The sequence below is a fragment of the uncultured Friedmanniella sp. genome (assembly GCF_964244005.1).
Taxonomy (GTDB): Bacteria; Actinomycetota; Actinomycetes; order Propionibacteriales; family Propionibacteriaceae; genus Microlunatus.
Window position 1 is genome coordinate 37,943 of sequence record NZ_CAXTHG010000011.1, and the last position, 18,397, is coordinate 56,339.

Annotated in this window: 16 protein-coding genes and 1 pseudogene; 7 read left to right on the forward strand and 10 right to left on the reverse strand. The window is 69.7% G+C overall.

Features of this window, described 5'->3' with window-relative positions:
* Positions 1-18: 18 nt before the first annotated feature.
* The 3 genes from ACFE76_RS08970 to ACFE76_RS08980 all read right to left on the reverse strand — a co-directional run bounded on the left by ACFE76_RS08970 (position 19) and on the right by ACFE76_RS08980 (position 1,893).
* Complete coding sequence (locus ACFE76_RS08970; RefSeq protein ID WP_375431404.1) at positions 19-570, reverse strand: hypothetical protein; 552 nt, start codon at positions 568-570, stop codon at positions 19-21.
* A 125-nt stretch (positions 571-695) separates the two neighbouring features.
* Positions 696-1,394, reverse strand: coding sequence for a hypothetical protein (locus tag ACFE76_RS08975; protein WP_375431405.1), 699 nt, complete (start codon positions 1,392-1,394; stop codon positions 696-698).
* Positions 1,384-1,893 (reverse strand): RNA polymerase sigma factor, encoded by a 510-nt coding sequence (locus tag ACFE76_RS08980; RefSeq protein WP_375431406.1) that lies wholly within the window; start codon positions 1,891-1,893, stop codon positions 1,384-1,386. Before ACFE76_RS08980 ends, ACFE76_RS08975 begins: the two co-directional genes overlap by 11 nt.
* Positions 1,894-2,247: 354 nt before the next feature.
* Here ACFE76_RS08980 and ACFE76_RS08985 point away from each other — a divergent pair, with 354 nt between their 5' ends.
* Positions 2,248-2,799 carry a hypothetical protein gene (locus ACFE76_RS08985; RefSeq protein ID WP_375431407.1) on the forward strand — a complete coding sequence of 184 codons (552 nt, stop codon included), beginning with the start codon at positions 2,248-2,250 and terminating at the stop codon, positions 2,797-2,799.
* An 800-nt stretch (positions 2,800-3,599) separates the two neighbouring features.
* On the opposite strand, the pseudogene ACFE76_RS08990 reads toward ACFE76_RS08985, so the two are convergent.
* Positions 3,600-4,350, reverse strand: a pseudogene (locus tag ACFE76_RS08990) (transposase); the annotation flags it as partial.
* Between the two features lie 152 nt (positions 4,351-4,502).
* Between ACFE76_RS08990 and helR the strand changes: the two are divergent.
* Both helR and ACFE76_RS09000 read left to right on the forward strand, forming a co-directional pair.
* Positions 4,503-6,692, forward strand: coding sequence for an RNA polymerase recycling motor ATPase HelR (gene helR, locus ACFE76_RS08995; RefSeq protein ID WP_375431408.1), 2,190 nt, complete (start codon positions 4,503-4,505; stop codon positions 6,690-6,692).
* 28 nt (positions 6,693-6,720) lie between these two features.
* Positions 6,721-7,152, forward strand: coding sequence for a BLUF domain-containing protein (locus tag ACFE76_RS09000; protein WP_375431409.1), 432 nt, complete (start codon positions 6,721-6,723; stop codon positions 7,150-7,152).
* Between the two features lie 248 nt (positions 7,153-7,400).
* Here ACFE76_RS09000 and ACFE76_RS09005 read toward each other — a convergent pair whose 3' ends face one another.
* A complete protein-coding gene (locus ACFE76_RS09005; protein ID WP_375431410.1) occupies positions 7,401-9,008 on the reverse strand; it encodes a hypothetical protein in 1,608 nt (535 codons plus the stop codon).
* Positions 9,009-9,364: 356 nt separating this feature from the next.
* Positions 9,365-10,120: an AAA family ATPase gene (locus ACFE76_RS09010; RefSeq protein ID WP_375431411.1), complete on the reverse strand. Its 756-nt coding sequence runs from the start codon at positions 10,118-10,120 to the stop codon at positions 9,365-9,367.
* A gap of 56 nt (positions 10,121-10,176) precedes the next feature.
* Here ACFE76_RS09010 and ACFE76_RS09015 point away from each other — a divergent pair, with 56 nt between their 5' ends.
* Together ACFE76_RS09015 and ACFE76_RS09020 are read left to right on the forward strand one after the other, a co-directional pair.
* The gene (locus ACFE76_RS09015; protein WP_375431412.1) at positions 10,177-11,232 is read left to right on the forward strand and encodes an alpha/beta hydrolase; all 1,056 of its coding nucleotides are present in this window, start codon (positions 10,177-10,179) and stop codon (positions 11,230-11,232) included.
* Positions 11,233-11,286: 54 nt separating this feature from the next.
* On the forward strand, positions 11,287-12,666 hold the full coding sequence (locus ACFE76_RS09020) for a UTP--glucose-1-phosphate uridylyltransferase (protein WP_375431413.1): 1,380 nt from the start codon (positions 11,287-11,289) through the stop codon (positions 12,664-12,666).
* A 239-nt stretch (positions 12,667-12,905) separates the two neighbouring features.
* Here ACFE76_RS09020 and ACFE76_RS09025 read toward each other — a convergent pair whose 3' ends face one another.
* Complete coding sequence (locus ACFE76_RS09025) at positions 12,906-13,553, reverse strand: malonic semialdehyde reductase (RefSeq protein ID WP_375431414.1); 648 nt, start codon at positions 13,551-13,553, stop codon at positions 12,906-12,908.
* A gap of 82 nt (positions 13,554-13,635) precedes the next feature.
* Here ACFE76_RS09025 and ACFE76_RS09030 point away from each other — a divergent pair, with 82 nt between their 5' ends.
* Positions 13,636-13,983, forward strand: a complete 348-nt coding sequence (locus ACFE76_RS09030) for a hypothetical protein (RefSeq protein ID WP_375431415.1) — start codon at positions 13,636-13,638, stop codon at positions 13,981-13,983.
* Between the two features lie 73 nt (positions 13,984-14,056).
* Here ACFE76_RS09030 and ACFE76_RS09035 read toward each other — a convergent pair whose 3' ends face one another.
* The 3 genes from ACFE76_RS09035 to ACFE76_RS09045 all read right to left on the reverse strand — a co-directional run bounded on the left by ACFE76_RS09035 (position 14,057) and on the right by ACFE76_RS09045 (position 15,665).
* Complete coding sequence (locus tag ACFE76_RS09035) at positions 14,057-14,422, reverse strand: MscL family protein (protein ID WP_375431416.1); 366 nt, start codon at positions 14,420-14,422, stop codon at positions 14,057-14,059.
* 147 nt (positions 14,423-14,569) lie between these two features.
* Positions 14,570-15,214 (reverse strand): SAF domain-containing protein, encoded by a 645-nt coding sequence (locus tag ACFE76_RS09040; RefSeq protein ID WP_375431417.1) that lies wholly within the window; start codon positions 15,212-15,214, stop codon positions 14,570-14,572.
* Positions 15,215-15,263: 49 nt separating this feature from the next.
* Complete coding sequence (locus ACFE76_RS09045) at positions 15,264-15,665, reverse strand: FmdB family zinc ribbon protein (RefSeq protein WP_375431418.1); 402 nt, start codon at positions 15,663-15,665, stop codon at positions 15,264-15,266.
* Positions 15,666-15,813: 148 nt separating this feature from the next.
* On the opposite strand from ACFE76_RS09045, the gene ACFE76_RS09050 reads away from it, so the two are divergent.
* A complete protein-coding gene (locus ACFE76_RS09050; RefSeq protein WP_375431419.1) occupies positions 15,814-18,372 on the forward strand; it encodes a penicillin acylase family protein in 2,559 nt (852 codons plus the stop codon).
* Positions 18,373-18,397 lie beyond the last annotated feature (25 nt).

The window sequence follows — 18,397 nt, forward strand, 5'->3', positions numbered from 1 at the left end:
GGATCTGTGGAGCATTTCTCAGCGGTTGACCGGCTCACCGCGACCCGAGATCGATCGGGCCGGACTCACGGGCCGCCGCCCAGCCCTGCGGTTAGCAAACGGCCGACGGCCGTACACCTTCATGAACTCTGTCAGAAGATCCGACTCCACAGCTTCGGGCTCCTCCCCGGGCGTCGGCTTCCACGCCACCAACAGCTCGTCGCGGTCACGAAGCTGCCAGAGGTAGCGACCACCCCAGTGGCCGACGGGCTTGCCGGCGCCGTGGCGACGGTACTCGTCGAGGCGTCTGCGCAGTCCGCGTCGGCCGACGGCTCCACCCGAGGCCTTCCCGATGTAGAGCGTGACGGCCCCAGGGACCCAAGCTGCGGCCAGCAGGCGTGTTGGCACGGTTGGGTCCCTGCCCTTGAAGTGGCCTGCGCCGTTTCGCTCGAGGAAGTCGGGCGGAGCGCTCGAGTTCCGCACGACGACGTAAACGCCCGGATCGGTGGGAACGGCCACCGGCTCGAGAGTCGAGAGAGGAATGAAGCCGACGAATCCGGCGTCGGCCAAGCCCTTGCGCGTCCATTCCATGAGGCGATCCTCCCTCAGCAAGCCCGGTCGGGATTAGTGGGCTGCGTTCGACCTCGAGCCGCGTTGGCGTCGGACGAGAGGACGCGACGCGATCGCTCCCGTACTGGTGCGACACGTCCTGAGGGTCAGCTGACGAGGGTCAGCTCACCGCGCACGATGGTGTGACCGGAGTGCTCGGTCTGACCGGTGCCCTGCTGGGAGATGTCGAGGATCGAGTACTGCTCGAGGTCGATCGAGTGGTCGACGGTCCACAGCCCGTGGCGGCCGTCGAGGATGCCCAGGGTCTGTCGCCGAGCGGGGTCGTCGCGGTGGATGAGCCAGGCCTGCCGGACGCCGGAGGTCGGCAGGTCGGCGTGCAGAGCGACCTGCAACAGCCGCCGGCCCTGCTCGTCGGTGGCGAGCTCGGCGGTTCCGGACGCCTCCGACCAGGACGCTTCGACGGGCGTCAGCCGGACGTGCGCGCGCAGGTGATCGGGGGAGCCGTGGAACGAGCCGGCGATCGCAGCCTTGATGGCGGCCAGCGGTGAGCGCCGGCGGTCAGGGTGCGACAACGTACGGGGAGGAGGAGCGTCGACCGACCGTACGGGGGGCGGCTCGACGGAGTCGTCGAAGCCGAGCTCGTCGCGGATCCGTACCCACACGGTCGGACTGGGGGCGATCATCGTGGTCTCCGCGCCGACGCTGCGTCCCAGAGCGGTCACCCGCTGCAGCTCCGACAGCTCGGTCGCGCACTCGCGACAGGTCTCCGTGTGACGACGCTCGTCGTCGGTCCCCACCTGCTCACCCAGCGCGAGGAGGCTCAGCAGCTCGGCCTCAGCATGCATGGGTCTGGACCTCCAGCCGCGCGCGCAGCTTGAGAAGGCTGCTGCGGATGTGGCTCGCGACCGTACCGGAGGTCAGGCCCATCCGTTCGGCGATCTGGGTGTGGGTGAGGTCGTCGTGCAGGGCCATCCGGAGAACCCGCCGGGGGACGGCGTCCAGCCGGTAGACCTCGTCGGCGATCATCAGCCGATCGACCAGGTCGGCGGGCTCGACCTTGTCGCCCACCGGCGCCGCCTGGGCCCCGACGATCTCGTCCCGGGCGATCTGGAACAGCCAGGCCTGCAGCCCGACTCGCGTCGAGTCGAAGGTGTCCCGTGAGTTCCATGCTCCGGTGAAGACCCGCTGGGTCACCGCCTCCGCGTCCGCGACGTTGCCGACCGATTGCAGCGCGACGCTGTAGACCAACGGCGACCACTGGGCGTAGATCTGAGCCAGGGCCAGCTCGTCGCCGGCGCGGAAGTCGTCGATGACCGTGGCGGGAATGCCTCCCGGCTGTGTCACCACCATCGGCTCCTCGTCGTCGGTACGCGCTCTCCACGTGGTCGCCGTCCAGCCTAGATGGCCGGTCCACACGCGGGCGTCGAACGGGCGAACGGGGTGCTTCTTGTTGCGTCGACGCAACCTCCTTCGACAGGCTCAGGACATGTCTTCGGGCCCTTCGACAGCGCGGACGACTCCGGAGGCCTGCTCGTCTGTCATAGCGGCGATCGCGTCGGGCGGATCTGGCGAATCAGCAGCCTTGTGGCTACATCGACGGCCTCGGCGGCGTCGTTGCGGGTGCCAGCGACCATGACATTGCGCCACTCGAAGCCAGCGATTTCAGCAGCACGCCGGAAGTCGTGAGGGCGATCTCGCATGATCGCGAACCTGACGTCAGCAAGAGCAGCGCCGGTCGTGATGGTGCCGATCGGGTCGGGTGCCCACGGCCGCTGCCGCCGAGCGGTTGTCGATGCCAACCAGTTGAAGCCCGTCGACGGCGCGCCCGCTGTGGATCACGGCCGGACGATGACGCGATCGGACGGCGTCGAGAACGGGTCGTCGTCGAAGGTGTTCCAAACGATGAGGCCCTCGACAGCTGCGTCAGCTGTTTGCTTCGGCGTAGCGTTCGGTGGGATCGAGCTTCATGAATGGCAGAGCTCGGGGATCGGGTTTTATGGACGTCAGAACTTCGCTGACTTCAGCGATAGTGAGGCCTTGGACTCTCCGACGTGCAGGCTCATTCGCCTCGTCATTCGACCTTTGCTCACCGACCACCCCGTCGGTCAGTGGGAACATCGCGAGTTCAATCCACTCGCCGGGGGACGAGGGATCAGTCAAGTTGGTGAAAGTGAAGACACCGAGGTAGTCCTGACCAACGCTAAGGTCGACTTGGCCGTCGAAACAAAGTTCTGTCTCCCTCTTTTCTGAATTGAAGGTCCACCCTCCGCTACCAAGCTCCAATGTCGTTGGCGCCGGTGTGCGGGCTCCAGACCCTTCCAGAGCGGTTGATTGAGGGCAACCGTCACTAGCCGGATGTCGACACCTTCCCCTCGCTGAATCTCATTCTCCGTTCTCGATTGCCTGCGGATAGACGTCGCCGTGAACGGCAACAGGTAATCGCCATACGTTACCCATATGTATGTCTGTTCGTATTCAATGGCGTGGTCATGCACGAGGTGATGGGGTCGTCGTTGTCTAGGTACGGAGATTGGTCCTGGCCATGGAGAAGCATGATTGCGTGGCCAGTCTCGTGACAAGGGAGGTGCCCACACGGCTTCGTTGGGCTTGAAGTTCACGTATTGCTGATCGTAAACTGCGTTATCGCAGAACGTGTATCCAATCAGATCGGAGCCAGCCGGGAAATCGTCCGGTTCAAGTCGGTATATCACATCTGTTTCGCCTGAGCCACTGTCAACAGGCGTGCTGTCGTAAAATGTGGTGAGGTCCGTGGTGTCAAGACCGTCCATCGATCGATTTACCGGGCTGCGTGACTTCGAACCGACCTCTGTTTCAGAGAAGTATCCGACCAATGCGTTGTCAGTCATTGCATACCGTCGCGGATCTAGGTCCCGGCCCAGTGCTCAAACAGGTCGGCGAGTAATTTTGGTTCGGTACAGAGTAATTTTGGTTCGGTACGATCGAGTCCTACTGGTGGCTCGCGGAGGCGTCGCTCACAACGAGGATCATGATCATCGGAGAAGCAAAGACCACCCGCGACTTAGATCTCACTTTCCAAAAGTAGACAAGATGTCAAGGGCAGCAGACCAACGGGCCACGTCGCTGTTGGCTTCATCCTCTCCAGTTGCCGGGACTCCTGCGCTGACTGCCTCGACGGTCTTGGCCATCATCTGTCGGCCGCTGGCTCGGTCGGGTTCGCGGTAGGCGGCGACCATGCGCTGGTAGATGCCCCGAGGTTGCTTCGACCTGGACGTTGGTCGTCGCCGGCGAATAGTGTAAGCAGCCGCGCTCGTTGTTTGTCGGTGAGCAGGTCGGCGCCGGTGTGCAGGGTCCGCCGGCACCGGTAGAGCGGATCGGTGGTGCGGCCGCGGTGGCCGTGCAACTCCTGCTGGATCCGCTGGCGGCACAAATCGAGCGCGTCGCCGGCACGTGGACGACCTGAAAGAGATCCCTCACCGCGACCGCCTGCGGGGCCTCCTCCGGGGCGGCGGTCTTGAATCGGGTGAAACCGTCCCTGGCTCGATCACCAACCCGTCCCGCCATGCCTCCAGCCGCTCAGCCAACCATTGCTTGACGGCCTGTTTCGAGCGACCCTCGGTCATGTCGAGCAACCTGACCGGCCGGTGCCGTTGCGGATCCCGGTCAGGTCGATGATCACGGTCACGTACTTGTCACCGCGCCGGGTGTGTCGCCACACGTGTTCGTCGAACCCGACCGTGGTCACCCGTCGAACCGGCCCGGATCGTTGATCAACACCCGCTGGCCCTCGGCGAGGACGGCATCGTTCGCGGTCCAGGACAAGGCTCAGGGCGCGTGTGGTTGGCCTTCGGCAGGCTCAGGGGGCGATTGGGGTGGGCGTGGCGTCAGCCCTTCCGTCTTCAACGTACAGCGCAGGGGCGGGCTTGCCGCAAGACCCAGGGCAGGGAGCAAGATCGGACCTCGACCCCCAGGAGATGCCCGTGACCACCAGCGTGTTCGACCTGCCCGCGCGGCTGGCCGCGAAGGCGGAGCCGGCGATGATCGGGGCTGACGAGCAGCATCTGACCGTCGTCGCCGAGACCTTGGCGCAGCAGCTCAGCGACCTGTCCGAGCAGCTGGAGGGGCTGCGTACGGCTCCTGGCGGGAAGGGCCGCGCGGCCATGGACCGCGATCTGGAGATTCACCGGTTGACCGCGCGGCTGCGACTGCTGCGCCGCTTCGGGCTCGACCTGAACCTCGGCCGGATGGTCAGCGCCGACGGTGAGGCGACGTACGTCGGGCGGGTGGGACTGGCGGACCCGGCGGGGCGCCGGTTGCTGATCGACTGGCGGGCGCGGGCCGCAGAGCCGTTCTTTGCCGCGACCCACGCCCACCCGATGGGCCTGACCAGCCGCCGCCGCTACCGGTGGACGCGCGGCCGGATCAGCGACTACTGGGACGAGGTGTTCAGCCCCGACGGGCTGGAGGGGCACGTGGCGCTCGACGACCAGTCGGCCTTCGTCGCGAGCCTCGGGAGCAGCCGCTCAGCGCAGATGCGGGACGTGCTCAGCACCATCGCCGCCGACCAGGACGGCATCATCCGGGCCTCCTCCCGCGGCGCCCTGGTCGTCGACGGTGGCCCCGGGACGGGCAAGACGGTGGTCGCGCTGCACCGCGCCGCCTACCTTCTCTACTCCGACCCGCGGCTCGCTGACGGCCGCGGAGGGGTGTTGTTCGTCGGACCGCACCGGCCGTACCTGGCCTACATCGCCGACGTGCTACCGAGTCTCGGCGAGGAAGGGGTGCAGACCTGCACCCTGCGTGACCTGGTGCCCGAGGGTTGGTCGGCGGCGGTCGAGTCAGATCCGGAGGTGGCGCGGCTGAAGTCTTCCGCGGCCCTGGTGTCGGCGGTCGAGCCCGCCGTCGGCCTGTACGAGGAGCCGCCCGGCCAGGGGGTGCTCGTCGAGACCGACTGGGCCGACCTCTGGATCAGCGCCGCCGACTGGGTCGAGGCGTTCGACGCGCCGGACCCCGGCACGCCGCACAACGAGGCCATCGACCAGGTCCGCGACGAGCTGCTGAGCATCCTGGTCGACAAGCTCGAGGACGACGACGTGTCGCCGGACCTGCTCCGCCGGTCGCTGCGGCGCAGCCCCGAGCTGAACCGCGCACTCCGCCGGGCGTGGACGGTGATCGAGGCCACCGACCTGGTCGGCGACCTGTGGACGGTACCCGCCTACCTGCGCCGCTGCGCACCGTGGCTCAGCCCCGAGGAGGTCCAGCGACTGCAACGCGCGGACGCCCAGGCCTGGACGACGTCGGACCTGCCGCTGCTGGACGCGGCCCGGCAGCGGCTCGGCGACCCGGAGACGTCCCGCCGTCGGCGGCAGCAGGAAGCGGCCCTCGCCGCCGAGCGCGCCGCCATGGACCAGGTGGTCGACGACCTGCTCGCGGCCGACGACGACCCGGAAGGGTCGATGCAGCTGCTGCGCCGCGCCAGCATCCGGGACTCCCTGGTCGATGAGGGTGCCTCGCCGAGCGCCGGCACGGACCGGCTGGCGGGTCCATTCGCCCATGTCGTGGTGGACGAGGCGCAAGAGCTCACCGACGCGGAGTGGCAGATGCTGCTGCGACGCTGCCCGTCCGGGAGCTTCACGATCGTCGGCGACCGCGCCCAGGCCCGGAGCGGCTTCGCGGAGTCGTGGCGGGAGCGGCTGCAGCGGGTCGGCCTGCACGCGATCGACGTGGCCACGTTGACGATCAACTACCGGACCCCGGAGGAGGTGATGGCCGAGGCGGAACCGGTCATCCGGGCGGTGCTTCCCGACGCCAGCGTGCCGACCTCGGTCCGCCGTACGGGGGTGCCGGTCGGCCACGGCTCGACCGCTGACCTCGGCGCGACCCTGCAGACCTGGCTCGCCGCTCACGACGACGGCATCGCCTGCGTCATCAGCGCGGACGGCAGTGAGCACCCGGCCGTCCCCACCTCGTCCCGCGTCCGCAGCCTGACCCCGGAGTCCGCCAAGGGGCTCGAGTTCGACCTCGTCGTGCTCCTCGACCCGGACCGGTTCGGATCAGCAGGGTTCGGGGCTGGTCCCCACGGCCAGAGCCTCGCCGGAACCGTCGACCGCTACGTCGCGATGACCCGCGCGACGCAGCAGCTCGTCGTCCTCACCGGTTCCTGAACCGGAGCGTCGATGTTAGGTTCGGCCGGTGGTGTTCTCCCTCGTCTACGTCAGCTCGGCGAGTGCCACGTTCACCGAGGACGAGCTCGTCGACATCCTGCGGACCAGCCGTGAACGGAACGCCGCGGCCGGGATCACCGGAGCACTGCTCTACTCCAACGGCAACCTGATGCAGGTGCTCGAGGGCGACGAGCCGGCGGTGCGTCGGCTGTACGCCAAGATCAGCCGCGACCGTCGGCACACCGGCCTGATCACCCTGATCGGAGGCCACCAGGAGACGCGCCAGTTCGCCGACTGGGCCATGGCCTGCCAGGACCCCGACATGAGCGGTTCCGCGGACGGGGAGGGGTTCGACGACTTCTTGACCACCCCCTTCACCAAGGCGGAGTTCGGCGCCGACCCCACCGCCTGCCAGCGGCTGCTGCTGGGCTTCAAGCAGCGCCTCAGCCGCGCCAGCTGAGCGGCCTGGCCGTCGCTCCGCTCCGGCGGACCTGGGCTCTGGAGGTCCTCGGCGGACCTGCGACCACCGCAACCCGGGCCTCGTGCGATGACGTGGCACCACGATGTCGTCAAGTCCAGGCGCCACCTGGTGAACCGACGACGCCAACGTTGATCATCTTCACCCGGGCGGACCGCCTCTGACCAAGCAGCAGGCCCGCACCGACACGGTGCGGGCCTGCTGGGTGGTACCTCCTGCAGCGTTCAGACCTAGCCGGCTGCGACCGAGCTGCCGAAGTGGTCCCCCGCTTCGGAGAAGCTGGGGGCGCCCTCGGTGCTCTGGGTGATGACCTGGTCCTTGCTGACCGTCACGCCGGCCGTGGCGCCCCGGAAGATCTGGACCGACCCACCGGCTGTGGCGGGCCCGACCTTCTCATAAGGCACACCCACCACGAGGTCAGCCAGGCTGGAGCCGACGACGTTCGCGCCGGCGAGGGATCCCCCGAAGTGGTCGTTGGTCTCCACGGCCGCCTCGGAGCCGGGTCGGTCCTGCTGCAGCAGCTGGTCGCTGCCCAGGCTGAGGCCCTTGGTCCCCCCCGGGAACACCTGCACCGCACCGGCGTTGGACTTGCCGTTGAAGTTCTCCAGCGGCACCCCGACGGCCAGCTCGGCCTTGCTCGTCCCGGACAGGTTGGCCGCGGCGAGTGCGGCTCCGAAGTGGTCGGCCTTTTCGGACTTGTCGACGGCACCCTTGCTGTTCTGGGTGATGAACTGGTCGCTACCGGTGCTGAGGCCAGCCTTCGCCCCGCGGAGCAGGGCGATGGCGCCGGCGTCGGCGACCTTGCCGACGTTCTCGTAGGGAATGCCCACGGCCACGTCGGCGTAGCTGGTGCCGGCGATGTTCGCAGCGGCCAGGGCGGCACCGAAGTGGTCACCCTTCTCCGCCTTGTCGGCGATGCCCTTGCTGTTCTGGGTGATGACCTTGTCGGCTCCCGTGCTGACGGCGCCGGACGTGCCCGGGAAGAACTGGACGGCGCCGGCGTCGGCGACCTTGCCTACGTTCTCGAGCGGGATCCCGACCACGAGGTCACGCTTGCTGCCGGCGCCCACGTTGCCGATCGCCAGGGCCGTACCGAAGTGGTCGCCCTTCTCGGACTTGTCCCCGGCGCCGGTGCTGTTCTGGGAGAGCAGCTGGTTACCGGCGGTGGTCAGCCCGCTCGAGGACCCGCGCAGGATGTGCACGGCTCCGGCGTCCTTGGCGCTGCTCACGTCCTCGTACGGCACGCCGACGGCCAGGTCGGCCTGGCTGCTGCCGGCGATGTCGCCGGCGGCGAGTGAGCTGCCGAAGCGGTCGCCGGTCTCGGCAGCGTTGACCGATCCGGACGTGGCCTGGCTGAGGAACTGGTTGCCGGTGACACCGATGCCGCCCGCGGAGCCGTAGAGGACCTGCACGGCGCCCGCGTCCTTGATGGTGCCGACGTCCTCACCGGGTACGCCGACGGCAAGGTCGGCGTAGGAGTCGCCGTTGAAGTCGCCGATGGCGACGGCGGCGCCGAAGCGGTCACCGGTCTCCGGGTCGTCCACGACAGCGCCGCTCTGGGAGAAGACTTTGCTCGCCGCCGGGTTGATACCCTCCGCCGCGCCGTAGAAGACCTGCACGGAGCCGGCGTCAGTCGCGGAGCCGATGTCCTCCCCCGGTACGCCGACGGCGAAGTCGGCGTAGCCGTCACGGTTGAAGTCAGCTTTCACCGTACGGGCGGCCGTCACCGGTGCCGGGGCGGCCTGAGCGGTGCTGGCTACGGTGGCGCCGGTGGCGGCAGCCGCCAGCCCCACGAAGGTCAAGGTCGCGACTGCTGCGCGACGGTAGGACCGGGTCATCTGCGTCGTCCTCCTGGACTAGTCCTGCGGCTGACGCGGGCGGACAGCCGCTCGAGCTCCCCACGTGGAGGCGTACGGCGAGGCTCCAGCCGCAGCAAGCGACGGCGCCAGCCCCCCGGGCGAGGCGGGGCCGACAGTAGCAAGGCGGGGGGCCAGAGCCAAGCCGGTCACGCTAGCGCCCGGCAGCGGGGCGGACAGACACCGGGGCGGTAACCGCACCGCACGACCCTGGCCGGCCGGCGCGGCGACGGGGGCCGGCGACCACGGGCACAGCGCCTTCGTCGACGTCGACGCACTGGTCCGCGCCTGCGACGGAACCGTCGCCGACCTCACCGGCTGAGTGGTCGATCGTTCGGTCAGTCGTCGACGACGTGCCGCAGGTAACGCTGCGGAGCGTGGAGAAAGCTGCGCCAGTGCTCGACCAACAGCAGGTCGTCCCAGCCGGTCTCGCGCAGCCCCCACTCGCCGACCTCGAGGATCCGCGCGCCGGGCAGCGAACACAGCACGGGCGAGTGGGTGGCGCAGAGCACCTGCGCGTCACCGCGGGCCAGCTCGGCGAGCAGCCCGATCAGCGCCAAGGTGGAGGTGAAGGACAGTGCCGCCTCGGGCTCGTCCAGACAGTAGAGCCCGGGGGAGCCGACGTTTCGCTCGATCACCGCCAGGAACGACTCGCCGTGGCTCATCTCGTGGTAGCGCGGCGTGCCTCGAGGGTTCGCCACGCCCTCGAGGTAGGTGTAGTAGCCGTGCATGCTCTCCGCCCGGAGGAAGAAGCCCCATCGGGACGCGCCCGGACCGCGGGTGAGCTGCAGCCAGGACGCGAGCTCCGACTCCGACGGGCGCGTCACGTGTCGGCTGTTGGGGGTGCCGCCCTCCACGTCGAGCCCGAACGCGCCGGCCACGCCCTCGACCAGCGTCGACTTGCCTGACCCGTTCTCCCCGACCAGGAAGGTGACTCCCGCGGGCAGCTCGAGGCCGTCCTCGAGCAGCTGTCCGACGGCGGGAACGCTCGCCGGCCAAGAGGATCGGCCGGTCGGAGCACTCGTGGACGGGCCGATCCAGCGGACGGGTCGCCGCTCGTGCGGCCACCCGCGTCCGCCCCTGACAGCACCCATCCGGCGATCTTGGCAGGTCCGCGGAACCGTCACCCCCGGCCCCTACACTTCGCGGCATGGCGAAAACGGGGGCACACAGCCGGATCGTGCTCGCACTCGTCTGGCTGCTGGTCGGGGCCGCCATGGTTGCCGTCCCGGTCTGGCTGGGCTGGACGCGCTGGCAGCCGATCCTCACCGGCAACCCCGCGATGATGGTGCTGTCCATCGCCTGCGGCCTCCTGGGGTTCGTGGCTCTGGCCTGGGCGGTCGCCACGTTGGTGATCGGCGACCGGGTCGAGCAGGGTGAGGCCGCGCAGACGCGGACCGAGCGGCAGCGGATCCGGCGGGCCAACCGACGTGTGGTGCTCGCCGTGCCCGCCCTGTTCCTGTGCGTGCTGACCGTGGGGCTGCTGGCGTGGGCGCGACCCTTCGCCGCCACCCAGACCGCGCTCACGGCGATGCGCTCCGCTGACGACATCCGCGTCTCGGACCGGATCACCTGGTACGAGATGACCTCGGTGGCCAAGAACGCCGACGAGCAGGTCGTGAAGCCGACGGTCGGGATCGTCTTCATTCCGGGGGCGCGGGTCGACCCTCGAGCGTACGCCCGGGTGCTGCGGCCGCTGGCGCAGGCCGGCTACCTCGTCACCGTCCTCAAGGAGCCGTTCGGGATCGCCTTCCTGCAGCAGAACCACGCCGGGACCGTGATCAAGCTGCACCCCGAGATCACCACCTGGGTGGTCGCGGGCCACTCGCTCGGCGGGGTGGTCGCCGCCACGTACGCCGACGACCACGCCGCGGTGGGGACGGCGAAAGTGGCCGGGCTGGCCCTCTACGCCTCGTACCCGGCTGCCAAGCTGAGCCGCAGCGACCTCAAGGTCACCTCGATCTCCGGTGATCTCGACGGGCTGAGCACCCCGACCAAGGTGGCGGACTCCAGGGCCGACCTGCCCGCGAACAGCAGGTTCGTCGTCGTGCCGGGGGCCGTGCACAGCTTCTTCGGCGACTACGGACCCCAGCCTGGCGACGGCGTCCCGACCGCGGACCGGGTGGCCGCGCAGGCCCAGGTCACGAAGGCGACGGCGGACCTGCTCGCCTCGGTGACGCCCAAGCCGAAGCCGAAGAAGAAGTAGGGCCGCGAGCGGGCGGCGGTGGGGCCCGGCCCGGCTGATCCCTAGGATCGGGGCATGAGCGAAGGACTGCAGCTGGCCAGGGACAAGATGACGGCCGCGGGCGTGAACGCCCAAGCCATCGAAGTGTTCAGCCACTACTACGCGCAGCTCCAGCAGGGCGTGACCGGCTTCATCGCCGAGGACAGCATCACCCCGCTCGAGCACCCGGACCTGTTGGCCGACGTCACCGTCGACGAGGACGAGGCGCGTACGGCGCTCGGCGCGACCGTGATGATCAAGCTGAACGGCGGCCTCGGCACCTCGATGGGCATGGACCGGGCGAAATCGCTGCTGCCGGTGCGGGACGGCCTCAGCTTTCTCGACCTGATCGTGGGACAGGTGCGGGCGGCCCGGTCCGCGTACGGGGTGACCCTGCCGCTGGTGTTCATGAACAGCTTCCGCACCCACGACGACACGCTGGCCGCGCTCGCCAGTCACGGCGACCTTGCCGTCGACGGGCTGGACCTGGACTTCATGCAGAGCCAGGAGCCCAAGCTGCGCGCCGACGACCTGACGCCGGTCGAGTGGCCGGCCGACCCGTCGCTGGAGTGGTGCCCGCCGGGACACGGCGACCTCTACACCGCGTTACGGGCGTCCGGCATCCTCGACCGGCTGCTGGAGCTCGGCTACCGGTACGCGTCGGTGTCGAACTCCGACAACCTGGGGGCCGCACCGGACGCGACGATCGCGGGCTGGTTCGCGGCCAGCGGCGCCCCGTACGCGGCGGAGGTCTGTCGCCGTACCTCCGCCGACCGCAAGGGCGGCCACCTGGCCATCCGCAAGTCCGACGGCCGGCTGATCCTGCGCGACACCGCGCAGACGTCCAAGGACGAGATGCCCTTCTTCACCGACGAGCACCGCCACCCGTACTTCCACACCAACAACCTGTGGTTCGACCTCGAACGGCTGTCGCAGACCCTCACCGAGCGGAACTCCGTGCTGGGGCTGCCGCTGATCCGGAACGAGAAGACCGTCGATCCCGCCGACTCGTCTTCACCCGCGGTCGTGCAGATCGAGTGCGCCATGGGGGCGGCGGTCGAGGTGTTCGAGGGAGCCACCGCGATCGGTGTCGGCCGGGAACGCTTCCTGCCGGTCAAGACCACCAACGACCTGCTGTTGCTGCGGTCCGACGTCTACGACGTGGACGGCGACGGCCGGCTGGTCAAGGTCACCGACCCGGCTCCGCTGGTCGACCTCGACACCGCGCACTACAAGACGATCAGCGCCTTTGAACAGCGGTTCCCCGCGGGTGCGCCGTCGCTCCGGCAGGCCAGCGTTCTGACGGTGGCTGGCGACTGGACCTTCGAGGCCGACGTGTCCGTCGTCGGCGCCGGCCAGCTGGAGGACGAGGGGGAGCCCCGCACCGTCCCGTCGGGGACGGTGCTGGGCGGCTGACGCTCAGGTCACCGACCGAACGGGTGAGCCCCGGCTACGCCTCCCGAGCTGCTTGAAGGTCCGCCGAGGCCGTTGGCGGAAAGATTGAGAAGACTTGAGCCGCATAGTCGCGGCTCAGGTCTACTCGATGATCTGTCTTCGGCTCGACCGGCCGTACGAGGAGGCGCAACCTCTTCGAGGCCAACGACCAAGCTCAGGGCGCGGCGGCCTCAACCGCGTACCGAGGCATGGGCTGTGGCTCAGGCCGTGGTGACGACCTCGTCGAAGTCGAGTCGGGGCAGGCGCGGGCGGTAGGACTCGGCCGTGGCGTGGCCCAGGTTGACCACCAGGAAGGCGCGGTGCCGGCCGTCGGAGAAGAACTCCTGGCTGACCGCGTCGACGTCGAACCCGGCCATCGGACCCGCGACCAGGCCCGCGGCGCGGACGCCGACGATGAAGTAGCCCGCCTGCAGCACGGCGCTCGTGTGGGCCATGGCCGCCCGCGCCGACTCGTCCGGAAACTTGTCACGCGCGTTGGGCAGGGCGGGGAAGACCCGGCTCAGCTCCTCGTGGAAGTCCACGTCGGCGGCGAGCACCGCCACCAACGGCGCTGAGGCGGTCCGGGCCTTGTTGTTGCCGGACATGTGCTCGACCAGGCGCTCGCGCGCTCCTGGCGTACGGACCAGGACGATCCGCAGCGGCTGGCTGTTCATCGCGGTCGGGCCCCACTTGATGAGGTCGTGCACGGCGCGCATCTGCTCGTCGGTGACAGGCTCGTCAGAGAAGGCGTAGCCGGTCTGGGCCGAGCGGAAAAGGAGGTCTGCGGTCTCGTTCGGCACGACGAGGGAGGGGGCGAACTCCTTCTCGTAGGCGGCGAGGTCGGCAGTGGTCAGGTCGGTGTCGGTCACGATCGTTCAAGCGTCAACCGTCGGAGGGCTATTCCGAGCCGCACTGTGACGCCTTGCACAGGACGTACGGCACCCTGGGGGCGTGAGCACGTCGGCGGAACCCCCCACCTGGCACCAGGCGCTGGCGTACGCGGTGACCGGTCAGCGTCATCCCGAGCTGGGCCGACAGGCCCAGCCCGACCTCAGCGCGCTGGCTGACTTCTTGCAGGGTCGGCTGCCGGCGGACCCAGCCGAGCGGCAGCGCCCGTACCCTGTGCCGTCGGACTTGTCCGCCGGCCTCGGGGCTGCGCAGCTGGGGGCGGCGGTGGCCCGGCTGCGGACCCTCCTCGACCTTGATCGTCGGGCGGAAGTTCCGGTCACCGCCGACCGCCCGCTGTCGGCCGACGAGCAGCGACTGCTGCGCGACGTACCGCCGCACCACGGATCGTAGGTACTTTCACGTTCGGGGAGCGACCCCGCCGGACGTCTCGGGTGCGCTCCAATGGCTGGGTCAGTGACGTCCGCTACGTCCGCGGGCTCTGCTCCCGCAGCAGGTCGCGGATCTCGGCCAGCAAGTCCTCGCTCGACGCCGCCTTCTCCGGCTCCTCGGTCTTGCGGATCGCGCTAAGCCGGTTGTACGGGACGACGACGGCGAAGTAGAGGACGGCCGCGGTGAAGGCGAACGTGATCAGCGCGGTCAGGAAGTTACCGATGTTGACCCCGCTCACGGTGAGGCCGCTGAGGCCCTTGACCTTCACGATCAGTCCGAGGACGTCGAGCAGGATCCCGGTGAACGCCGTGACCACCGTGGCGAAGACCGTGCCCATGATGAAGGCGACGCCGAGCTCGATCAGGTTGCCCCGCATCAAGAAGTCCTTGAACCCCTGCATGTCGTCCCCTCGGTTGCGGACACCGGGTCTCGACGCCTCGAGCGCTCAGCAGACCAGGTCGGCCCGGTCGACGCAAGCAGCCACCCGGGCGCCGGGTTGTCAGAACGTCACGGTGCTGGAGCACCGTGAGCGTCTGACACGTGGTGGTCACCGCCAGCTGACGGTGAGGGTGCCGGAGGCGGCCGCCTGGGCGAGCTCGGGGGCCACCCCGGCGGCGACTTGCACCAGGACGAGCGCACCGGAGGCCTCGGCCGAGCTGGTCTCGTCCACCACGGGGACGGTCACCACCCGGACCGCCCGGGCGACCACTCGTGCCTCGCCGCCCTGGCTGTCGGCGGCGATCACGTCGACGAGGTCCCCCGGGTGCAGCAGGGCACCAAGCCCCGAGTCGGCCAGCCGGACGGGCGCGACCACCTGACCGGCGGTCGTCGTCGTCCGGGCGGTGACCAGCGCGAGCGCGGTGAGCATCTGGCCCTCGGCCACCGGCCCGGCGAGCGTACGGCCAAGGAGCTCACCGGGATCGGCCACCGCCCCGGCCGGGGCGTCGTCGGCGACCACCTGGCGGACCGAGACGTCCGCAGCTCCGAGCACGGTCCCCGCGCGCAGCTGGTCGGCGGCCACCACGACCGCGACCGTGCTCGGCCCCTCGGGCAGGGCGGCGGAGACACCCGTCAGCACGGCCAGCGCAGCCGCGATCGCCGCCAACGGCCGCCGGTGCCAGGACACGGCGCGGACAAAGCTGAGCCACGGCCGGGCGCGACCAGCGGGGCGGATGGTAGGAGGTCGACTCACACCTCAGACGTTAAGGACGTCGCGCCTCCGCGTGCGCGCCATCCACAGGCTAGGAGGAGCCGTTCGCCCTTGTGGACGACGAGCCCTTGGTCGGGGAGGCGCTCGACGCCGCGGCCGGCTTCGGCGTCGAGGACTCCTTGGGCGGGCTGGCGTCGGTCTTGGGCGTCGACTTCTCGGTCGTGCTGCCCGAACCGGAGTCGGAGTCGCTCTTGGTGCCCGAGCCGCCGTCGCCGGAGCCGCCGTCGCCCGAGCCGCCGTCCCCGGAGCCGTTCGCCTTGCGGCTGTCGGTGCGGTAGAAACCCGAGCCCTTGAAGACCACGCCGACCGCGTTGAAGACCTTGCGCAGCGGGCCGCCGCAGCTGGGGCACTCGGTGAGGGCAGTGTCGGTGAACTTCTGCACCACCTCCAGGTCGTGTCCGCACTCGGTGCAGCGGTACTGATAGGTCGGCATGCGCGCGCTCTTCTCGTCCAGGTCCGTACCGGCGCCCTCCGGGGCTGCCGCACTTAGCACTCCAGCATAACGACTGCCAGTACGCTCCCGGGCCCTTGCCGCGCCCCGAGGGACGAGCACCGGCGTCCGCGGTCACTACGCTGAGCGGGTGCGTCGCCTCCCCCGCTGGCTGCTGTTCCCCGCCATCGCCCTCGTCCTGGCGTTGGTGGCGCTGCCGGTCGTCGTGGTGGGCAGCGTCCGGCAGTCCTTCCCCGAGCTGTCGGGGCGGCTGAGCCTGCCCGGCCTCAAGGCGCCGGTCGACGTGCTGCGGGACAGTCATGGCGTGCCGCAGATCTACGCCGACGACGCGGAGGACCTGTTCGAGGCCCAGGGCTACGTGGCGGCGCAGGACCGCTTCTACGAGATGGACTTCCGCCGACACCTCGCCGCCGGCCGGCTGGCTGAGCTGTACGGGGAGTCCCAGGTCAAGACCGACGCCTACGTCCGCACCCTCGGCTGGCGGCGCGTCGCCGAGGCCGAGCTCGACCTGCTCTCGCCTTCGACCCGCCGCTACCTCGATGCGTACGCCGCCGGCGTCAACGGCTATCTCCGCGGCCGCTCGCCCGGAGACCTGTCCCTGGAGTACGCCCTGCTGGGCGCCCAGGGCCTGCGCTACACCCCGGAGCCGTGGACAGCCGCGGACTCGGTCTCGTGGCTGAAGGTGATGGGCTGGCAGCTCGGGTCGAACATCAACCTGGAGACCTCGCGGGCCCTGATCACCGCCAAGGTGGGCACGGCTCGCGCCACCGCGCTCTTTCCCGACTACCCGCTCGAGGACTACGACCCGATCGTCGGCCGCGGCACCGTCGTGGGCAAGGCGTTCTCCCCGGACGCGGCAGCGGCGTCGCGGCGGCCGGCCGTTGCTGGTCTGAGCCGCAGCCAGCTGCGCGCCGCCGACAAGGTCCTGGGCCGAGCCGCCCAGCTCAACCAGGCCATCCCCGACGTCCTCGGCACCGACGCGGCCAGCGGTGAGACCGGCTCCAACTCGTTCGTGGTGGCCGGCTCGCGGACCGCCAGCGGGCACGCGATCCTGGCCAACGACCCGCACCTGGCCACCTCGATCCCGTCGACCTTCGCCCAGGTCGGGCTGCACTGCCGGACCGTCGCCGCCGGCTGCCCGTTCGACGTGTCCGGCTTCAGCCTGGCCGCCATGCCCGGGGTGGTGATCGGCCACAACGCCGCGATGAGCTGGGGGATGACCACCAGCTACGCCGACGTGCAGGACCTGTTCCTGGAGCAGGTCCGGGGCGACACCGTCCGCGTGGACACTGCTGCGGGCACGACGTACCAGCCGTTGACCTCGCGCACCGAGCAGATCCGGGTCCGCGGCGAGGACCAGCCGCGCACTCTGCGGATCCGCTCCTCACGGCACGGCCCGCTGCTCTCCGACGTCGACGAGCAGGTGCAGCGGGTCGGCACCCCGGACGTGCCCGGCGGGGACCCGTACGCGGTCGCGCTGCAGTGGTCCGGCTCGACGCCGGGTCGCAGCATGGACGCCGTCCTGGACATGGACGCCGCGCAGTCGTTCACCCAGTTCCGGGCGGCCGCCCAGCTGCTCGCGTCACCGTCGCAGAACCTGCTCTACGCCGACACCGCCGGCAACATCGGCTATCAGCTGCCGGGCGCCATCCCGGTCCGCGGCCGCGGCGACGGCCGGCTGCCGGCACCGGGCTGGGACAAGCGCTACGACTGGCGCGGCACGATCCCCTTCGCCCAGCTCCCCTACGCCTACAACCCGCCGAACGGCTACCTTGTCGCGGCCAACCAGCCGGTGATCGGGCGGCAGTACCCGTACCTGCTCGGTTCGGAGTACTCCTACGGCTGGCGCAGCCAACAGATCCGCGACCGGCTCGACGAGGCAGGGCCGCTGACCATGGACGCGGCGGAGCAGATCTTCTACGACACCGACGTCCGGGTGGCCGCTGACCTGGTGCCGGCGCTGCTGAAGATCAAGGTGGACGACCCGTGGGTGGCTGAGGGTCAGCGGACCCTGGTCGGCTGGGACTACTCCGCCTCGGCCGACTCGGCGGCGGCCGCCTACTTCAACGTGGTCTTCCACAACATCCTCAAGCTCGCCTTCCGCGACGAGCTGCCGGCTGACCTCTGGCCCACCGGCGGGGACCGTTGGTACGCCGTCGTCGAGCGGCTGATGAGACAGCCCGAGAACGCCTGGTGGGACGACGACAGCACTCCCGACAAGGTCGAACGGCGCGACGACATCCTGCTGGCGGCGATGACCGGCGCGCGCAAGGAGATCACCTCGCTGATGAGCCGGGACACCAACGGTTGGCAGTGGGGCCGGCTGCACGAGGTGCGGCTGGAGAGCCTGACGCTCGGGGCCAGCGGTATCGGTCCGGTCGAGTCAATGTTCAACCGGGGGCACTACCCGGTCGGCGGCGGGCCGGGGGTGGTGGACGCGATGGGGTACGACGACCGCGACGGCTATGCGGTGACCACAGCGCCGACGATGCGGATGCTGGTCGACCTGGGCAACCTCGACGGTTCGCGCTGGGTCAACCAGTCCGGGGTGTCCGGGCACGCTTACAGCCCGACCTACGACGACCAGACCGAGCTCTGGGCCACCAACCGGACCTGGGCGTTCGTGTCATCCCGGTCGGCGGTCGAGGCGGCCACCACCGACCGGCTCGAGCTGGTGCCGGGCGGATAACCGGCTAGGAGGGTGCCCGCCACGG